General features: G+C 43.6%; 11 protein-coding genes. 2 read left to right on the top strand and 9 right to left on the bottom strand.

Going from position 1 to position 19,799, the window contains the following annotated elements:
* Positions 1 to 56: 56 nt before the first annotated feature.
* Together MKY28_RS03905 and MKY28_RS03900 are read right to left on the bottom strand one after the other, a co-directional pair.
* Positions 57 to 2,300 carry a carboxylesterase/lipase family protein gene (locus MKY28_RS03905; RefSeq protein ID WP_101315005.1) on the bottom strand — a complete coding sequence of 748 codons (2,244 nt, stop codon included), beginning with the start codon at positions 2,298 to 2,300 and terminating at the stop codon, positions 57 to 59.
* A gap of 726 nt (positions 2,301 to 3,026) precedes the next feature.
* On the bottom strand, positions 3,027 to 4,940 hold the full coding sequence (locus MKY28_RS03900) for an AraC family transcriptional regulator (RefSeq protein ID WP_340935008.1): 1,914 nt from the start codon (positions 4,938 to 4,940) through the stop codon (positions 3,027 to 3,029).
* 229 nt (positions 4,941 to 5,169) lie between these two features.
* Between MKY28_RS03900 and MKY28_RS03895 the strand changes: the two genes are divergently transcribed.
* Positions 5,170 to 6,822, top strand: coding sequence for an alkaline phosphatase (locus MKY28_RS03895; protein WP_340935005.1), 1,653 nt, complete (start codon positions 5,170 to 5,172; stop codon positions 6,820 to 6,822).
* Positions 6,823 to 7,006: 184 nt separating this feature from the next.
* On the opposite strand, the gene MKY28_RS03890 is transcribed toward MKY28_RS03895, so the two are convergent.
* The 5 genes from MKY28_RS03890 to MKY28_RS03870 all read right to left on the bottom strand — a co-directional run bounded on the left by MKY28_RS03890 (position 7,007) and on the right by MKY28_RS03870 (position 15,596).
* Positions 7,007 to 9,166, bottom strand: coding sequence for a Z1 domain-containing protein (locus MKY28_RS03890; RefSeq protein ID WP_340935003.1), 2,160 nt, complete (start codon positions 9,164 to 9,166; stop codon positions 7,007 to 7,009).
* 82 nt (positions 9,167 to 9,248) lie between these two features.
* Positions 9,249 to 11,978, bottom strand: a complete 2,730-nt coding sequence (locus MKY28_RS03885; protein WP_179086492.1) for a DEAD/DEAH box helicase — start codon at positions 11,976 to 11,978, stop codon at positions 9,249 to 9,251.
* Between the two features lie 42 nt (positions 11,979 to 12,020).
* On the bottom strand, positions 12,021 to 13,256 hold the full coding sequence (locus MKY28_RS03880) for a hypothetical protein (protein ID WP_076328195.1): 1,236 nt from the start codon (positions 13,254 to 13,256) through the stop codon (positions 12,021 to 12,023).
* On the bottom strand, positions 13,246 to 13,980 hold the full coding sequence (locus MKY28_RS03875) for an OmpA/MotB family protein (protein WP_245838147.1): 735 nt from the start codon (positions 13,978 to 13,980) through the stop codon (positions 13,246 to 13,248). Before MKY28_RS03875 ends, MKY28_RS03880 begins: the two co-directional genes overlap by 11 nt.
* 14 nt (positions 13,981 to 13,994) lie before the next feature.
* Positions 13,995 to 15,596: a hypothetical protein gene (locus MKY28_RS03870; RefSeq protein ID WP_179086493.1), complete on the bottom strand. Its 1,602-nt coding sequence runs from the start codon at positions 15,594 to 15,596 to the stop codon at positions 13,995 to 13,997.
* Positions 15,597 to 16,170: 574 nt separating this feature from the next.
* On the opposite strand from MKY28_RS03870, the gene MKY28_RS03865 reads away from it, so the two are divergent.
* The gene (locus MKY28_RS03865) at positions 16,171 to 16,536 is read left to right on the top strand and encodes a VOC family protein (protein ID WP_076328197.1); all 366 of its coding nucleotides are present in this window, start codon (positions 16,171 to 16,173) and stop codon (positions 16,534 to 16,536) included.
* Positions 16,537 to 16,655: 119 nt separating this feature from the next.
* Here MKY28_RS03865 and MKY28_RS03860 read toward each other — a convergent pair whose 3' ends face one another.
* On the bottom strand, positions 16,656 to 17,864 hold the full coding sequence (locus MKY28_RS03860) for a GNAT family N-acetyltransferase (RefSeq protein ID WP_340934998.1): 1,209 nt from the start codon (positions 17,862 to 17,864) through the stop codon (positions 16,656 to 16,658).
* A gap of 196 nt (positions 17,865 to 18,060) precedes the next feature.
* The gene (locus MKY28_RS03855; protein ID WP_340934996.1) at positions 18,061 to 19,539 is read right to left on the bottom strand and encodes a methyl-accepting chemotaxis protein; all 1,479 of its coding nucleotides are present in this window, start codon (positions 19,537 to 19,539) and stop codon (positions 18,061 to 18,063) included.
* Positions 19,540 to 19,799 lie beyond the last annotated feature (260 nt).

The following is a 19,799-nucleotide window of genomic DNA, read 5'->3' as shown; positions in this document are numbered from 1 at the left end:
AGAGCATGCTCCCTTGGCTTCAATTTATCTATATATACCTTCCTATCCGGTGATCCTTATTCCCAGAAGAAACGACCTGCGAACACTTTTTCCGTCAACAGTTTATACGTTTCTTCAGGCAATTCTTTTTTCATCTTTGCCATAACGGCGTCTTTGCCTTGATTATATTGTGTGGACATGCCAATCTCTGCCGTTGTATTGCTAGCATCCAGACGCATGATTGGGGCTTGAGCATCTTTCGTCCAAGATGTCCATGCCGCTAGATCAGGTGATCCACCCGTGCCTGGATTGCCTGTGTACAGGAACTGCTTCAGATATGCTGCCATCGCGGCAGACAACTGATCACGTCCTGGTTTGTTTGTATCGCTAAAGTACCCATCAGGGAAATAGGCAGCAATTCCGTCTGCGTGTCCTGTATAGAAGTCCATATCCGCACCATGTGGTGCGCCCAGTAACGTGAGCAAACGCTCAGAGATGACCCCAGGTTGTGTGCCCCATGCAAAACGATACGCATATACCGGTGGCTGACCTGCTTCACTGGTCAATTGCTCCGCTACACGCTCTGCATTAAAGCCTGCATAAGCTTCGCTACCGTATTTCAACGCAGCAGCATATTGTTCCGCCTTGGTTTTATCAGTAAACAGAGTCTCATCCGTGATGGATGGAGAGAAGTTTGGATCACCGAAGGCAAAACCAGAGAACTCCGTTTCCAGGCTGCCGAGCAATACAGGGACTTTCGTGTAATTGCCATTATTGATGGCGTCAAATCCTTCTTTTGGAATCACTGTGCCATCACGGAACAGATGCGGGAATGGGTCCATACGGATTGCGGTTGCACCAAACGCTGTGACCAGCTTGTCCGCAGGCAGTTCACGCAGATAGCTCTCCAGCTGTGCCTGAGATTGCTTGCCAATCCATGCTTTTGCTTCTTCTGCATTAGCCGCTTTCCCCTCTTGCACGAGTAGCTTCACAAGTACATCCTCGGATTTTTGCTCGCCTTCTTCCGGTGATGCTGTCGTCAATCCTCCGCTGAAAGCAACTGCTTTTTGATACAATCCTTTGCTAAGTGGCGAGATCAGAGTTGCCAGCACATCACGTGCACCAGCAGATTGTCCGGCTAATGTAACATTGCCTGTATCTCCGCCAAACCCTTCGATATTATCCTGTACCCACTCCAATGCACGGAATGCGTCAAGCAGACCATAGTTACCTGAGTCATCCAGGGCATTGCCTGTTTTCAGCGCTGCATTCTCGAAAAATCCAAGGGCTCCCAAACGGTAATTCACTGAAATGATAATGCTGTTGGTGCTCCGTGCAAGCTGTTCACCTTGAAAATCTTTACCTGATCCGGTCATATTCCCGCCGCCGTGCAGGAACACCATAACCGGAAGTTTCGAACTGGTTGTGTCGGGACGCCAGATATTGAGATACAGCGAATCCTCGCTGCCTACAGTATTTTTACCAGAGATCTGCAAGCTGTTCGCTGCAAATTCCTTAGCCGATCTCGTTCCTGTCCATGATTCCGGTTCTTGCGGGGCTTTCCAGCGCAGTTCCCCTACCGGAGGTGCCGCGTATGGAACACCGAGCCAGCCGAGTGTGCCATATTGCTCATAGGTTTTGCCATCAATCGCGCCATACTTGGTCTGTTGCACCGTTTGAGGTTGGAACGCTCCAGCTTCTTTATGTTTCAACCAGTTCTGCTCCAAAGTTCCACTGCCATTCTTGAGCTGTATCTGCAATGCCTGTGCGGTTGCCTCTGCCATCAGGCGGTTGGTAAGTTGACTCGCGCCCTTCCCTTGAAGCGCCTTGATTCCTTTACCAGCTGCATAGGTGGAAGCCGATCCCTGCTCATAATCCGTACCTGCTTCATATCCAAGCACCTTCAGCAGCATTTCGGCATAACCTTCCGCTGTAAGGGGTGCATTAGGTTCAAACTTCTCCGTTCCTGTTACGATCTCAGACACATATGGATGCTGCTTCAAGTAACCAACGACCGGTTGCAATACTTTGCCTGCCTGAGCCGCATCGTCGTACGTTTCCGATCCCTGATAAGCGAGAGCTTCTTTCTCCAATCCTGACAAACGCAAGTAAAGTACTGCGGCCTGAATGCGTGTAGCCTTTTTGTTCAGATAAGCTGCATTAACACCTTGACCGCTACCGCGAATAAGCTCGGATTGGATCAGCTTGTCCATCGCTGCTGAAGAAGAAGGTCCTGTATTGCCTGCTGCATAAGCTGGTAGAGCGGATACACATAACCCCAGAATTGTTGCTACAGCAATCGAACGTTTAATGGTTTTCATGTCATAAATCTCCTCGCTGTCGAATAGTGTGTGATGGGATAAGTTCATTGGAATGTCCATTTGAGTTGCGTATCTAAGAATCAGTATTCCAATGTCTGGATGAGTCTATATCTCTATTTATGAAAAAATTAAATCTGCTGCGCTCCTTTCTGCTCGAAATATCTGCTACGGCGCTTGCGGTCATGCCATCAGGCATTTTTTTATATAAAAAAACCTGAACCGAAGGCAAACAGACATCGCTTTAGCGTGGTCTACTGCCCTCAATTCAGGTTTTGCCTGCAATCAGTAACAACCCTGAGGAATGAGGTTCATTCCATATGAAAATGTAAACGCAATCAATCGTTTGATGAACAAACAACCAACGAATGAACTGACACAGGTATTGCCCTAAACACGGTTACAATCCTGTTGTTATGGTGATGTTAGCACATAATGTAAGCGTTCGCAATATCTTTTTTTAATCGTCAATATATATCTCTGAATGGGTAACATTAAAAACAAGCTCTGCAAGTTCCATATCATATCGAATCGGAACCTACATTGATTCGGGTATCTGCCTAGCCAAAAGCCCATAAATATTGAGCATGGCGGTCGCTGCGCCCAGCGGTTGTAAGCTTTAATCATACAGAACCGCCGACATAACAAAACAGGCCATAGGCGCATCCACCTATGAACCTGCTCTGATATAACGTGATTTGCGTCAAATTTGTAGAATGAAATGTTTTTTTATTCCTGTAGCTTGCTCACTTGCTCAATCAGGCTATCCAGCCCCTTGTCGACCAGATAAGGTCCATAATTCCAATAGTTGCGAGAAACATTAATGATCCGATGATTTTTGATCGCAGGAATACTCTGATACACCGGCTCATTGAATAGCTCCATCATCTGCTCCATCTCTTCATCGTCCATCTGAGTGAAGAAGTAGTCTGCAGGTTTATCCGCCAGCTTCTCCAATGAGAGCACGGTTCCACCATCTGCATAGGCTTTGTACTGTTCAGGCATAACAAATCCGAAATCCTGGTATATCAACTTGCCCAATGTGCCGCCTTCTCCCCCAAGTAATACCTCCTTATTGTAGATAACGAAGGACATGGCCGTTGTTCCCGGTTCAATATTGATGTTCAGTTCATCCCGGATCCCATTCAATTTACTTTCGAAAGTAGCAATCCATCGCTCTGCTTCCTCTTTTTTATCCATAATCTCACCCATCGTTCTCAGGGTGTTGATGACATCTGGGTCACCGCCCCAGGCTACCGTAATCGTAGGCGCAATTTTCTCATAGGTGCCGATCACTTCCGTGCTTGTATAATCAGGTACGATGATCAGATCTGGCTCTAGATCCGAGACCACTTCTACGTTCCCCGTTCCTGATCCGATATCCGGCACATTAGCCATCTCTTCCGGGTACAGATCCAGTGTTTCCTTGTTGGCACCCGCCGGCTTCATTCCGAGTGGCAGCAAATACCCCCCATATGTGATCACAACCGGTTTGGCTGATTGGGCTGGGATCTCAACCGTTCTCCCCGATGCGTCGGTATACATTTTGGTTGCAGGCAGTGAAGCATCTTCATTTGCTGTTGACTGTGGATCAGTTCCTCCCCCGCAAGCTGCTAATAGCAGGGATAAACTAAATAATAAACTGACCGCCAAAGTAGGCTTAAAACGAACATTCAAGTTATTCACGCTCCAAGTGTTGTATTGATAATGATTATCGTTATTATCAATATAGCGTTGTGTGAGTTCTCCAGCAATGAACGATTCCGACTTCTTATTGGTACGATTTGAACCTTTAAGCAGATGACTGTGCATTTTATATTGAGCGGGAGTTTCTCCCATTATTCGTTTGAAGATTCGGCTAAAGTAGTACAAATCTTTATATCCAACGCTCTCAGCCACATCACGAATCTGAGCCTCTGTCTCTGTTAACAATACTTTGGCTTGGTTCATCCGGGTTTGGATGACGTATTCCATCGGACTGCAACCGAATTTTCGCTTGAATACCCGTGCCAGATAATGACTGCTGTAATGAAATTGGGCCGCCATATCCTCCATGGACACGGGATGTGCGTAGTGCTCCTGAATGTATGCTGCAATCTGCTCGGCTAATTCTGGAGGATCAGCTACCTGATCACTCGCCTGCTTCCATTGACGAAACTGTTCGTATACAAACTGATACAACAGTCCTGTAACCTGCAACCTGTCCAATTCTTCGCTGCTTGCCCAGCATTCATGCATTCTCTCCATTATGGGAATTAGCAACAGCGGATATGTTGCTGCAAAATAATACTGCTGCGGGGAAAATTCATACTCTTGTTGTACGTTTTCTACTCTCGACGGGTCGGTACCAGTGGAGCTTGGCTGGGGTTTAAATAAAATCAGATAATATTCAAAGGGGACATCCAGACAATGGATATGTATAGTTGTGCCTTTGACACCATGCAGAACCTGCGTCTGGGTGGACCTGAGCTTTTCTTTGCCCAAATGAACAATGGCTTCTCCTCTGACCATAAGCAAAAAAGCATGGGCTGGCAAAACATACGGCTTAATTGCCTGTCCCGGCTTCAAGACCAGATGACGAATGTCCATGAGCTTCACCTGATTTTTATTCCACCACTGAATGGCTTCTGACCATTCTTTCATTACAAACCACCTCAATGCCGATCATTAGACGAGGTTCATTCCCTAGCCCGATTTTCTCCTTAACATACAAGAGTGGTCCTCATTTTGTCCAGTACACCTGAATTCCAGCATCCTTCACTAATCGTAAATTTTACATATAGTTAATCCATTTCATACGTTAGTTTAGCAATTGTTGTATACACTTGGTTTGGGATACCAAACTATACATATATTCTAGGAGGATGCATTCATGTTAAACCGGTTTAATGTCCGTGCAGCCAAAATGATGCTCGCGGTGACAACAATTATTACGGCTACACTCGGAGGAAGCAGTGCAGCGTGGGCTGTGGAAGATACCACCTCAACGACATCTGCATCACCGATTAAAAATGTGATTATTCTGATTCCTGACGGTATGGCTAACGATGCTACCGCTCTGGCTCGTTGGTATAAGGGCTCGTCCCTGACACTGGACTCCATGGCAAGCGGCATGGTTCGGACTCACTCCGCCGATGCGCCGATTGCCGACTCAGCTCCTGCCGGAACTGCTTTTGCAACAGGTTATAAATCTCATACCGGATTTGTTGGTGTACTGCCGGACAAGGCTACGATGCCAGGGCAAAAGGCGATTGCGCCTGGAGACGAAAGAAAACCTGTTGCTTCCGTGCTGGAAGCATCCAAACTGGCGGGTAAAGCAACTGGCATTATCGCTACATCCGAGATTATGCACGCCACACCAGCGGACTTCTCCTCTCACTATCCGGACCGTAAAAACTATGATGCACTCAGCAAACAACAAGTCTACAATGGCATGGACGTTGTGTTGGGTGGAGGTAGCAAATACCTTGAGCCAGCCGGACGTAAAGACGGCGAGAATCTGGTTTCGTCTATCAAGGCACTGGGTTACGATTACGTCACTACACCAGCTGCAATGAAAGCATCCGATTCGAACAAGCTATGGGGTATGTTCGCGCCAGCGGGCATGGCTTATAATATGGACCGTGATCCTGCAAAACAGCCAAGCCTTGCCGAGATGACATCCAAAGCCATTGAAGTACTGTCCAAAGACAAAGATGGCTTCTTCCTCATGGTCGAAGGCAGTAAAGTGGACTGGGCAGCTCACGCCAATGATCCGATTGGTATTATCAGTGACGTACTGGCTTTTGACGATGCCGTAAAAGTAGCCATGGATTTTGCTAAAGCGGATGGAGAGACTGCCGTTGTGGCTGTTACGGACCATGGTAATGGTGGACTCACCATTGGTAACAACGCAACTTCCGGCACTTATGACAAAGAGCCGTTGTCCACATTTATCGGACCTTTGAAAAAGGCCAAACTGACAGGCGAGGGCGTTGAAGCGAAGCTGAATGCCAAGCGTACAAACATCAAAGCAGTGATGAAACAATATTATGGCATTATCGATCTTACTTCCGAGGAGATTGCCACCATTAAAGCGGCCGAGCCGGGCAGTCTTAACTATGCAATCGGTCCAATGATTAGCAAACGTGCAGGGATCGGCTGGACAACCGGTGGTCATACAGGTGGAGATGTTGTGCTGTACACGTATGCTCCGAACAATGACCGTCCATTCGGTGTGATTGATAACACGGATGTCGCCAAATATATGGCATGTGTACTGGATCTGGATCTCGACAGCGTGAGCAAACAATTGTTTGTACCTGCCAAACAAGCATTTACGGCCAAAGGCGCGACGTACAAACTGGACCTGACGGACGCCAAAAATCCGAAGATTCTCGTTACAAAAGGCAACACCAAACTGGAACTGCAAATCTACAAAAATATTGCACTGGTGAACGGCAAAAAGACAACTTTGGAGGGTGTCATTGTGTATAACGGCGTAGAGGCATTTGTACCACAAACGGCCGTTGATCTGATTCAATAAAAAAAGAGCATGCCTGACCTATGAAGAATCCTCTTTAAAAACTGCCGAGGTAAAATCTCGGCAGTTTTTACGTTTAAGGCTTTAGTTTTATTACTAGATTCTTATGAAGAATTTTAGGTTCCGCTTTATCTCAAACCATCTTAAACTGTAATGACCATCTTTTAAAGTTAAAGTGATACGTTTCTCAATCTGTGTACAAATGATTAGCAAATACAACTGTTTTCATTTTTTGAGGGGCCACAAGGACTGGCCAATAAAAAGGATGACCTCTCCATCCCTCGGCTGTACCATTCTGTTTAAGAAGTATAATTGCGGGAATATTTACCGCTATTTCTTTTGCAAGACCTTTCTCTTGATAAGAATCTGGAGAGTTTTCTAATCGCCCATCTTTCTTCTCTCTCGATATATCTCTATCTTTTCTTAATATGATCCAGACCTTCCCTTTATCCTCTTCATTTTTCGGTATAGAAGTTAAGTATTGAATACTTGCCATGAACGCATTTTGATTCCAAGAATGTCCCTCTTCAAATGTTTGTCCAACATAATCTATTATTTTTAATACATCCTCCACCCCCATAAGAAAAGGTTCTGGAGAATCACTTACATCTTTGCAGTATCTCTCAATGATTGTGTTGATTGCCTCAACTGGTTTTAAAACATGTGTTTTAGCTCTGACCTTAAATCCAACCGGTAAGAGCCGGGCCTTTGGTCTTAATGTAGTAGTGTTAGATAGTAATATTTTATTAGGTGAACAAGGAACAATTTGACTCCATAAATCCTTTTGTATAAATACAACACCGTTTTCATGGCTCCCCTTCTCAAAAGCTTCACGAAGAGCTGAATCAAATTCATGAATACGTTGCATCACGGAATAAATACCTTCTGTTGTGTAGAACCGTGTCACTGTTAGGTCCTCGATAGGTCTTGCCCCATACATACGTGAATGCTGTAAGACCGTATCCTGCTGGAATGTCTTTGGTCGTCTCCCGTAATAGAAACCAATCAAGTTTCCTATAGTAATTCCACGATCTAGTATTTGTCCTCCAATAAAAATATTAAGAGGTGTTCTCAGCTTTAATTGTCCAGATGCATCAAGCAACTCACTTACATCCTTCTCGGAATTCACTTTGGTTATCATAATGTGACCTTCATCTAAAGCTTGTTTTGCTTCAGTATTAACTTGCAAAATATCTGGCATTAGTAAATTAGAAAGTTTAATTGAGTCTTTTAAATTTTCATATGCCTCTTTTACAAGTCGATCAAAAAGAGGCGAACTTTCTTTAGATTCATCTGCTAGTTTAGAAACAATAGAATCTACAATGCTCTCTTGCCATTCATGTGCAGATTTCCCCAGCTCTGTGTGTATTATAAAGCTAAATTTTTTTATAACTTTTTGGTTTTGTCTATCTTGTATGCGACGTATACAGCCCCCTATTATAAAATTGACAATAGCATCTCGAAGCGATTTAATTTTGTTACTGTATAAACATTCTTCAGTTTTGAAAACACGCCTATCTTCTTTTTTCAAGACAGATAATTCTTCCTGAGGAACCTTCTCAAATAGATGATAAGCAATAGTGCCCTCTTCTTCACTTTCTTTAAAGTAATATTCTCCACCAATATATTTGTCATGAATAGGTACAAGTTCTGTAAAAACAGGTTTAATCGGTTTAAAAACCTCCGAGTCAACAACAATATCCTCAGGTTGCAAATATAGCGAATAAGGAGTAGCCGTTACTTGTAGAAAGCTACAATCCTTTACTAATTTTCTGAATTCATTAATTTTCCCTGCTATTTTCTTAATCTCCGGCTCTTCATCTTTCTTTTTAGAAAAACCAATACTAGCAAAATCGGCTTCATCGTCAATTATGAGTATCTTTTTATTTACAAGATCAGGATAAATTTCAAAGAACGCTTGATGTAACCTATCCATATTCTTTGTTTCCTTTTTCACTACAAAGACAAGCTTCTGATTACGCTCATATCTTGTCAATGTTGGCATTACCATAATGTCATAAATTTGCATATAATCTTGATCATTTAAATCCTTAAACTCCGACTTTAACCTTTCCAAAGTTTGTTGTGTAAGAGCCTCTGTACCTTTTGTCAGTACAATAACAATATCATACCCATTATCATAGGCTAGTGACATCACTCCGAGGAAAGTCCTGGTTTTTCCTGATTGAATTTTCCCAAGGAGCATCCCTGGCCGGTCTACCGTTGTTTTTATATCGAGTAAATTTTTGACTGTCCGCTCCATACATTCGATTAACTCAGAGGAATAACTATTCTTTTTTTGTAAATATGTAAAGAAATCCCCCGTTAAATTGAGAGTATTAATCATATATTCTGATACATCCTTTCCAAATAAAATTCCACCTACAATATGCAGTTAAAATAAGCCCATAAAAATAGAATAACTCAGTTTATATCCCCTTCAACACTTCATCTTCAACACTTAATTTCTTACTGGATACGATGACAGATGAAGCCATCTCCTGTTTTTCACTTAAAATCCGATGCACGATCTCTTCAACTGAACCTTGTTTGGTCATGCCTTGTGTGTCCGCAACAATAGGGTAATATACCGTTACAGGCTTGTCCTGCCCAATTCGGTATACGCGGTCTGTAGCCTGATTTTCAACTGCCGGATTCCACCAGCGCGTGTAATGGATCACATGATTGGCTGAAGTAATGGTCAGTCCTGTTCCTGCAGCTTTCGGAGACAAAATCATCACATCGAATCCAACGTTACTGTTAAAGCGATCCACTTGCTCTTGTCTGCGATCGGTCATGCCGTTAATGATCATTGGCGTGATCTCAAAGCAGTCACGTACCGTTGTTCGTAAAATGTCCTGCATCTTGATATATTCGGTGAAGATAAGGACTTTTTCCCCTTTTGCTTTGACTTGACGAATCAGTTCCACCGTTTCTCTAAGCTTGGGTACTTGCTGGTACGGTATATTCATGTATTGGTCAGCAATCAATCCCGGATGAGAGCTCAACGCTTTTAGTTTTTGAATAGCCTGCAAACCGTCCATCGTTTTATTTTTGACCAAGGTGATTACTTCGCTATACAAACGTTCCTGTTCCGTTCCCAAAGGCACATTGGTAATGACAGCCTGCTTGGTCGGCAATTGATCCCCGAGTTCTTCTGATTTCGTGCGGCGCTTGTACACCATCGCAATTCGAGCCAGAAGCTGCTGCTCGACATCAGTGTCTCTTGAGTCTGTAGTAAGCTTGTTCACAAATTCTTCCTTGAACTGACTGAGACTGCCTAATAATCCTGGCTGCACATAATCCATGATAGACCACAACTCACTCAATCCGTTCTCCACAGGGGTTCCTGTCATGGCGAGACGGAATTTGGACTTCATCGCTTTCAGCACCTTGGAGGCAGCCGTTGAGGGATTTTTGATGGCCTGTGCTTCATCACAGATCACCACCTGCCAGTTCACTTGTCCAAACGACAGTTGGTCTTTCACTAAGGTATGATACGTTGTTACTGTGATGCCAATGTGCCTCAGTTCCACCGCATCCTTCAACCGCTCCGTTCCCCTATGAAGGTACAGCGACTTCAGCAAGTAAGGAGCAAATTTGCGCACTTCCTTCTCCCAGTTGTCCATGAGTGTCTTGGGCACCACAACTAATGTTGGCGTAAGTCTTCCGATTTCCTGGAGATAAGACAGGAAAGAAATCACTTGTATCGTTTTCCCAAGCCCCATATCATCAGCCAATAGACCTCCCAATTTGCGATAATGGAGTGATTTCATCCATACGAATCCATCTGCCTGGAATGGTTTCAGGGAAGCAATAAATGCTTCAGGCGGCTGGTTTGAGAACACTCCCAGATCCTGCATCTCTTGCTGCGCTTGCAGAATCGGCTGATTAAACTCCAATTGACTGATGTTCTCGTAAATCTCCAACACATACGGCAGCTTCGTTATATCTACCAAGTTACCTTCACTAAACATTTCTCGTTTTGCCGTATCCGTAGTTTCTACAAAGGCCTCAGCATCTTGCGGCAATTTAAGCCAGCTGCCATTCCATTCTATGTAGTCCTCGCCTTGCTCCTTGGCCTTTGAGATCAAATCCAACATGTCAGAAGCTTCCCACGTTTGCTGTACTTCCCCAGTCTCGTCTTGCGCGGAAAAGCCAAAATCCAGTTCGAACCATCCTCGCTCTTGTTCAGTAGCATGCACAAATGGCTGGGCTTTATAGACTCGAATACCTAGTGACTTTACCCGTTCACCAAACAGGGACAAATCAATACCTTCCATTTCAGGTACATATGCTTCAGGATTTTCAGCAAATTTCGGGATATCCGCTCCTTGAATCTTTGGTAATTCTCGAATACGATCGGCATGATCTACAACTGAGGGCTTCACAAATACTTTTCTCCGCTGACGATCCACGGCATAACGACTAGCGGAAGAACCCATTTCATTTAACAAATCGGGGCTAATTGGATCTGATGAGTGGTACTCCGGATGAAACGAAACACCTTCCGAATTGTATTCCAATCCAAGATCCACTTTATCAACAAACAGATATTCCTGATGCAGCAAATAGTCATCCATAGGATATTCATGATGTATTGCCCAATGACGAACTTCCGCAATATAGCTGAAGATACGTTCCTGATCCAATGGATTAGGAGCCTTATCAATCAGCTGTTGAAATTGATATTGCTCCGAATCCATAAGCAATACCTGCTGATCGGGTAACACCAGCCATGGCCCAATCCTTTTTGCAGTTCGCTCCAAATGACTCCACGAACCACAAGCCTTTTCCAGCACGAATTTAAAATGAGCCGTTCCCACTGCGCTCTCGTGGCCTAACTTCAGGTCAAGCTTCTTCGATGCAGGAATGCCCAATCTCTCCCGCAGTTCTGGTGGTACATCGTCAAATTTATCTGTATTTAATACATAATTGCTATCTTGTTTATCCAAATATCCCTCGAACCACATGTCTTCCAGAGTCTCTAACAGCTCAGCGTTACTGATCTGTCGAAGTTCGGAGATTCTTAGACCAAGTGGAAATTGTAGTGCCTTTTCTTCTCTGACAATGGAATACAATAGCCCGTTCGGAACCATTTCCTTCTCAACCTGTATGTCCGAAACTATAGAATCTGTCGACTTTCGACGCTTGCTCAAGAAACCAAAGAGACCTGCCATCTGCCTTCGCCTTCCTATTCTCTAAAATCTTCCGTTTAAATACTGTCTCATATAGCTATCGAACTTATCGTCCCAGCTTCGACCATGATGACCCAATTTCTCTATAAATAGCTGGACACCTGCTCGACTGGATTCAGGTACTTTAAGCATGCTTTCTTTATTGCTGCGGCTCCTGCTGTTTCTAAAAGTCGGTGATGTGCTTATCGGACGAATGATTTTCTCAAATCCTTCACGATGATAGAAATAGGCCGCCCCCATCTTACCGTATTCAACCACAACGAAGTTATCGAAGTGTATAAAAGCGATCATGGGATCCTGGACAAGCTCTACGTCCTGCATATAATCAATGAATCTTTTCCAATAGTTCAATCGTTGGTTATCTTGGTCGTTTTCGAATAGAATCTGCAGTTTCTTCTGGATAAGCCAGCGTTTGACTTCTTCAAGAGCACCGGAACTTAGAAATTGCCAATCCGTGACGCGTTCCCTGGGATCTCTCAACCTGGCTACGGCCTGCTGAACAATTGCGACATGAAATTGAGTGTATTTACGTGGCTCTAAATAGTTTTTAATGAGCTGTTTGTATTCGTGCATTGAATAATTCTCTAGCAGTCGAACAATAAAATCGGTTCCATCCCGATTAATCATATGATCTTGCGAGAGTCCTTGCTCCAATATTTTTCGCATCAAAGTCGATTCAAGCTTGGATTCTTCTTCGATTTTCAGTGCATGAAATGTATCTGTCATTTTGATTCCCGTTAGTAGGAGAGCAGAAGTAATTCCCTGCACCATACCGGACTCGTGGTACATCGCATTTTCCATATGGTGCTGTATCTTATCGTCTAGCAACAGGAACCCAAATTGATCGACTTGATAGATTGAGCGCAAAAGATCCAGCAAGTAAGGTTCTTCATATTGATGCTGGAAAATTACCCATGCGGTCTTTCCTACTTCCACAGAGTAACGCGCTGTTAAAATACGATTAATTTTCTGCCTCGTATCCTTATTTTCATTAGGAAATGGATATTCGCTATAGATCAGCATCAGCACTTCCATTTTCTTCAGTGAGTGCGCCAATTCCTCAACATTTTCCATGGGGGTAGCGCGAATGATCTCTAGCAATTTCGGAAGCAACATTCTACTGCGCTGCCGGATAATATCCGCCTGTTTGTTTTTGTATTTCCGTTCCATTTTAATTCTTTCTTCGGTAAGCAGTTGTGGTTTAAACGAGAATTGATAAAAGTATTGGTTAATTTCCATCTTTCTCACCCAACCCTTGAAGTTGATCCAATAGTTGATCGTCTTTCAAACGGAATTTGAATTCCACCCGTCTGGACTTATTTGCATCAATTTTCCCATCTTTCTTCAAGATCGGTATACTAAAGGAACGACCATTAGCCGTAATGACTGATTTTAGCTCTTCTTTATATTTAAAATCCGGGAAATTAGGCTGGAATACTTGCTCAACAACAGAAAGTGCGCGGTCTTGGGAAAGTTTTAGATTGTATAGGTATCCGCCTGCGGTATCCGTATGGCCTTCTACGATAATTTGCGATATTTCATCGCGAAAACGGTCGGACAATAGAATATTGATATACTGCGGAATGAACTGTTCCAAATACGTTCTTCCTTTAGCCGAAACTTGACTGCTATTCGAATCGAAGAACACCCCGCCAGAGAAGCGGATTGCTCCTGTCTGGGGATCGACTTCCAGAGCTAGGTCCGAATCTTTAAATGCTTTGATTAATTCCTGAATAATTTCCGATTTGACACCGATGACTTCCTCAATCATCTGATTTTTTTCATTGATTGCTGCTTCTTTCTCTTCATACGCCGATTGCGTATTATATATGGTAATCATGAGTACGAGGGCAAAAATGACAAGCAACGCCGACATTAGATCGGTATAAGATACCCAAAAACTCTCCTTTTCACCTTCATGCGCTCGTGACATATGCCGCTCATTGCGAAATCCTCTAGCCAAAATGCATCATCACCTTACTCTGAAGTTACCGGATTCATGATCCGTTTGGATTGACGATTAATCTCCAACACCGTTTGCTTCAATGTCTGCATGGCATCAGGCAAATCGATCAAACCTTCCTGAATCGCATCAACGCCACTCGCCAAATGCTGAACTGACTTGGTTAGTTCTTGGTCAAATTGATTAAACGTGTTTTGAAGACCACGATGCATATCATCTGTAAACTGATTCATGGAAACTTCCAGATGCTTATTCGTCTTGGACATCGATTCGCTTGCTGAAGTCCACACTTGCTGCAAATGTTCCACTCGCTGATCCATGCTTTCCAGTTGTTCAGCTAATTGGTCTTGCACCCTAGTTGATATATTTCCCACTGCTTCACGTTCATGTTGGATTTCTCTCATCAAGGATTGCATATCTTCTTGGATATGAACAAACTCTGTATTATTATTTGTGAATTTATCAAAGATAAGTTCCAGTTCCTGATTCGACCTTTGACTAAGTTCAGCTTGCTGAGATAATGTGACAGCCAATGATTGTTGACTCTGTGTAATGCTGGATATCCGCTGTAAATTCTCTTCTAAACGTTGCTGGAAAGTAACTTGTAATCCTGTTTGGGTCACAATCGAATCTACATTTTCTCTAAGCGTGTTCATATGGTTTTCAAAATAACCATTAAACGTATTGCGTTCTTCCGTCATTTTGTCCAATAGATCTGCTGTAACCTTCTGAAGCTCGCTGTTTTTCTCCGTTGTTTCGTTCAATTCCGATACGGTTTTCTCCAACACTGTCTGATAATCCGTAATCCGTTCTGTATAATTATGAATATGTTCCGTAAGAACGGTGGTCTTGTCCACCATCGCTGACTGTCCCGCAGCCGAATCCTGCATGGATTGCACAAGCGCACCCATTTCCTCATGCACTTTTTTCTGCCATTCCACGGTATTGTTCAATGCTTCTCCGAGATTCTTCATATGATCTCCAGTTAGTTCATTCAATTGAGTAACGAATTGATTAACCATCTGTTGCATACCCTCGGATTGGTTCACTGTCGATGTCTGCATTAAATCTGTCATCATTTTCTCAGTTCGTTCCATCTGAGGTGCGAGTGATTTCTGAATGGAATCTGCCACACCGTTAACCATATTAGGGATAAGTACATCTGACAAAAAAGACTGAAAATCCTGCATCTGCTTCTCTTGCCGTTGGTCCATGCTGAACAATAACGTGCTTTGATCTTGAGTTGGAAATGACTCGTCAAGCTGTTGACGAATACTGCCAAATGCATTGGTGAGCCTTGGATAGAAAATTCCTTTGTCGATTAACTGCCAAATGAGAGACAGCAGAACTCCCGCAATCGATGATGCAAATTTAACTTTCATCCCCGTAAGCAATGAGCTAATTCCGTCTTGCATCGTGCTTGAGTCGCCATTGACATGCACTTGAGATACACCAAATGCAATCCCAACGAAAGTTCCTACAATTCCCATGGAGAGAAAAATACCCGCAACAACTTCTGCAAACTTTCTTTTTCCAAATTTATGTACTAGAGGCTCTTCAAAAAAGAAGTCATATACATCTGGTGTGTAGAGTATGCCTTTCTGTTGATAACTCATATACTTAACATAGAAACTCTTCCATGCGGGGAGTAAATGTCCCTTGATGTACTTATTATCCTGATTTTCCATCCAATCATTGAAGCTATGAAACTTTGCTGTCATTTCAGTAATATTAGATAATTCATCAAGCTTAGCCTTGATGTCAGATTCAGCTTTTTTGCTGTTCCAGTAAGGTATGAGGACAAAAAACAAACATAGTACGAAAATCGAGACCATTAAACCTATGTAACCCCATGCGAATTCTGTAGATGTAAAAAATGTTGCCATAGCTCCTCCTAAAGATATATAGTAGTTAACTAAATTACGGTCTTCACTTGATACTAAATTTAAATACCCAACTCAAAGTATGCTTGTTATACTTCAATATTTTTCTTGCAAACCAAGATTATCATAATTACCAAGTTCATTATACCTATTTTTTCCTATTAAGAGAAAAAAAATTTAGAAATAAATAGTCCAAACGAACCCTTCTCCATATTAACGTGTGTCTATGTTCATTCAACTTTAAGCCTATCGTATAATGAACGTAACAAAAATACATATCATGCAAAACAAAAGGAGAGATTCACCTATGTTGATCAAATTAAACTGGATCACGCTGAGGGTCAGTAATTTGGAAGCTTCACTCGGGTTCTACCACGACATGCTTGGACTTCCAATTCAGCGCAGATTCGAAAGCCGTGGACGGCAGATTGCAATGCTCGGCATGGAGAATGAAGCCAAGCTGGAACTGATTGAGGGCAGTGAATCCATTCTTAAACCAGAGGCTGGCGTGTCGATCGGTTATGAGGTGAACTCGCTGGATGAAGCCATGGAACGACTGGCAGAACTGAATATTCCGATTGTGCGTGGCCCCATCCAGCCCAATCCGCATCTGCGGTTTATTTACATTACAGATCCAGATGGCTTTGAGGTGCAACTCGCAGAGCATGTCTAATTAGGCGATTGCGCACAAATGTGCGTATCACAATAACCAGTTGTTAGTGCGTGTTTGCAGTCAAACCAGATGCAAGCTCATACCTGCATCGGGCAGCGTAAGCACGTTTTTGTGTCTGTTTACAGCTTCATGCGGCGCATCAGCGGCACACCTATGCGATTCAACAACCGATCAAGCAGCAGCCAACACCAGCGTCTGCCCCATGGAAGGTGGCGCTCATACACAGCCGAATATTCAAAATCCGCCACAGCACCGCGATTGCGCTTGAACTGCGCAGCCCCGGCGCTCTCATGTAACAGATGGCCGTTCTCGCGAGCCTGTCCGATCAGACAAGCTGATAACATGCGGTATAGTCCGATGGACTGGGGCACCGCTGTATCGTAACCGAACAGTGGCGTTGTCATGATTCCATTTCGGCAGAAATAACCCATCACCGCGTCCAGGCGTCCCTCCTTTCGCAGTCCATAGATCCTGAGTGTTCCTGATGCCATTGCAGCAGCAATGAACCGCTCGGTAAATTGCGGATTGTGATAGGAGTATTTTTCAAGATATAACAGCTTGTACAGCTCAACGATTCGTAGAATATCTGCATCTGGCATATCTGCTACGGATACGAATTCGTATCCATGCTTGGCCAATAATTCGTAATCCCGCTTCAACAGCCAGCGTGACTTCGAGTTGCCAAAATTCGGATCATGCGCTTGGTACAGGTAGATTTGTCGGCTCGGAATTAATCGGCAGCCCGCTTCCGTTAGCCTCGCCGTCAGATCGGGATGAAGTCCTGGACACAAGGAGCGAAACACAATGACATGTTCAGGGTATCGCTCTTGTACCGATGCGAGCAAACATTCCGCCTGTTCACCGGACATGGCTGGATACAGATTGGTGGACAACAACCAGTTGTTCACATGCACAACTTTGTTGATCTGTGATTGCTTCATTCCCCAACCTATTAGACTGAGCAGCACAGAAAGACCTTTTTCCAACACAGGCTTCTGCAACATGGTCAATTCCTGCTTGGCGTAACTCACATAATGCGTATATGGCGAACAAACGTAAGCATTATCATACTCTGTATCATTCACCGTCAGCGGAATAACGAGATCATCAATTCGTGCGAGCAACAATGTCGTTTCCACGTTGGACATAAAGCTTTGGGTCCCGTCCAGCATCATAGGTTCCAGATAGACTCTGGCATATCTGCCATCCTCCGTATCGGGCCAATCCATGTCTTTGAACGATTGCTGATCATACAGCTGCACGCGTGCAGTTCGATTATCATTCCTAACCTCATATGTACGGTCATCACAGTCCAATCTATCTTTCATTCCTTTATCCTTCAACCTTCTACTCCCCCATGAGGTTACATCTTCTTTTAACTACCATTTACAGTTTCAGTTCTACGCTCTTCATACTCTACACATCACTGTATAGGAAAAAAATGTCGGCATCAAGCTGTATTCCAGATGAAAAAAGCCCGTCTAGTACGCTAAATACGTACCAACAGGCCCTCAACTATTAATATTAAAATTTATTCTCAACGGAAGAAGCCTGATGATCCGAGACTAACTCATTCAAGTCCACAATCAGTTGCTCCAATTCTCCAAAGCTCTCTACCATCTTCTGTGTCAGGTTACGTTGTTCTTCCATGCTCGCCAGAATCTCTTCTGTCGCTGCACTGGATTGCTCCGTTACACTCGAAATCTCGGAAACCTCATTCACAACTCTGGTGGAAGATTCCTTCATGGTCGCCGAACTAGTCTCGATATCTGTCGCTTGATTCAACACATGCTGAGAGTTGCTGTTGATCGTACGGAATACTTCCTCTGCCGTATGGACGCTATCTCTTCCTTGTTGTAACGATAGACGAATACGTTCGAATCGATCTGTCAGTGCCTGCGTTTGTCCTTTTAATCGAGACAGGATGGTTCCGATATCACTTGCGGACTGACCCGAGTTCTCTGCCAACTTGCGCACTTCCTCTGATACAACAGCAAACCCACGTCCATGCTCACCCGCACGAGCGGCTTCAATGGCTGCATTAAGCGCGAGCAGGTTGGTCTGACTCGCAATATCCGCTATGCTGTTCAGCATAAGCGTCATGGATTCACTTTCCTCGTTGAACTTTCGCATGTCATTTGCAGTTGTATTGATCGTTTCATATAGATCTTGCATCTGGATGTTTAGCTGGTCCATCTGTGTGCTTCCAGTTTGCGTGCTCGTTGCCATACTTGCGGACAACTCTTTCATCTGCTGCGAATACGAAGCAACGTCCTTGATATGCTGATCCGATACAGATAAGGATTCCGAGATCTCGGCCACACTGGTCGCCTGGAACTCAACACCTTTTGCAACCTCACTGAACCCAAGCGTCACCTCATTGGTGATAGAACCAGTCGCATTCACTTTTTGCTTCAATTGATCTGTATAACGTGATAAACCTTCGACCGATTCCTTCACACGCTCCAGCATGGTTTCCACTCTTTGCTTAGAATGCTCCACCTCATTCTGGCGTACTTCACTTTCATGGAAGAGCCTTTGATTCAGCTGGGAGACCAGCATCAGAATGGCCCCCGTGAGAGCGAATAGTCCCACATTAACGATATTACCTATTAGCTCAACAGAGTCAACGGTATTCATAACAAATAATTGAAGAACACTGTTGACTAGTAATACCGAAAATCCAACCACAAAAAATTTCTTGTTAGGAAATAACAGTAGAACTGCGGTTATGACCAAACTTAACGCAAAATTGACCGTTCCCCAACCGACATAGACTCCACATATTGTAAGTAATACAGTAATCAGCCATGGAATGAGATGAATATGTTTCTTTTTCGCATTAGCGTATGTAATCCAAACTACAAAGATCAGAGCTACTCCATTGGACACAAGTAACTTCGGCATCGTAAAGGCCAGCCCCATACCAATGGCAATAATAATCCACAAAATGATACCGATTAATTTGTTCCTTTTCCAAATAATTTCGTCCATACGATTCATGCTTACCCCGTCCTTTTATGTAGGTTAAATGTAAGTTGTAGGGCCTTTCTGTACTACATCTAGTAGTCTTTGGTCCTGCTTATGTGCAAATCGCAAATACGCAGCGCCTTAGCATAGTACATATTAACTTCATAAGTATGAAACCAGCGCTACTTTATGTATATCGGTATTCAACATTTAAAATGAATATGAAATGTAAAATGATATGTAAGCATATCATTTTACAAATAAAAAAGGCCTGTCTCATGCGTTATGGCGCA

Origin of the sequence: Paenibacillus sp. FSL R5-0473, assembly GCF_038004565.1 — a bacterium.
Classification (GTDB): domain Bacteria; phylum Bacillota; class Bacilli; order Paenibacillales; family Paenibacillaceae; genus Paenibacillus; species Paenibacillus amylolyticus.
The sequence above is the reverse complement of the archived record's forward strand: the minus strand, read 5'-3'. Positions and strand labels throughout refer to the sequence as shown.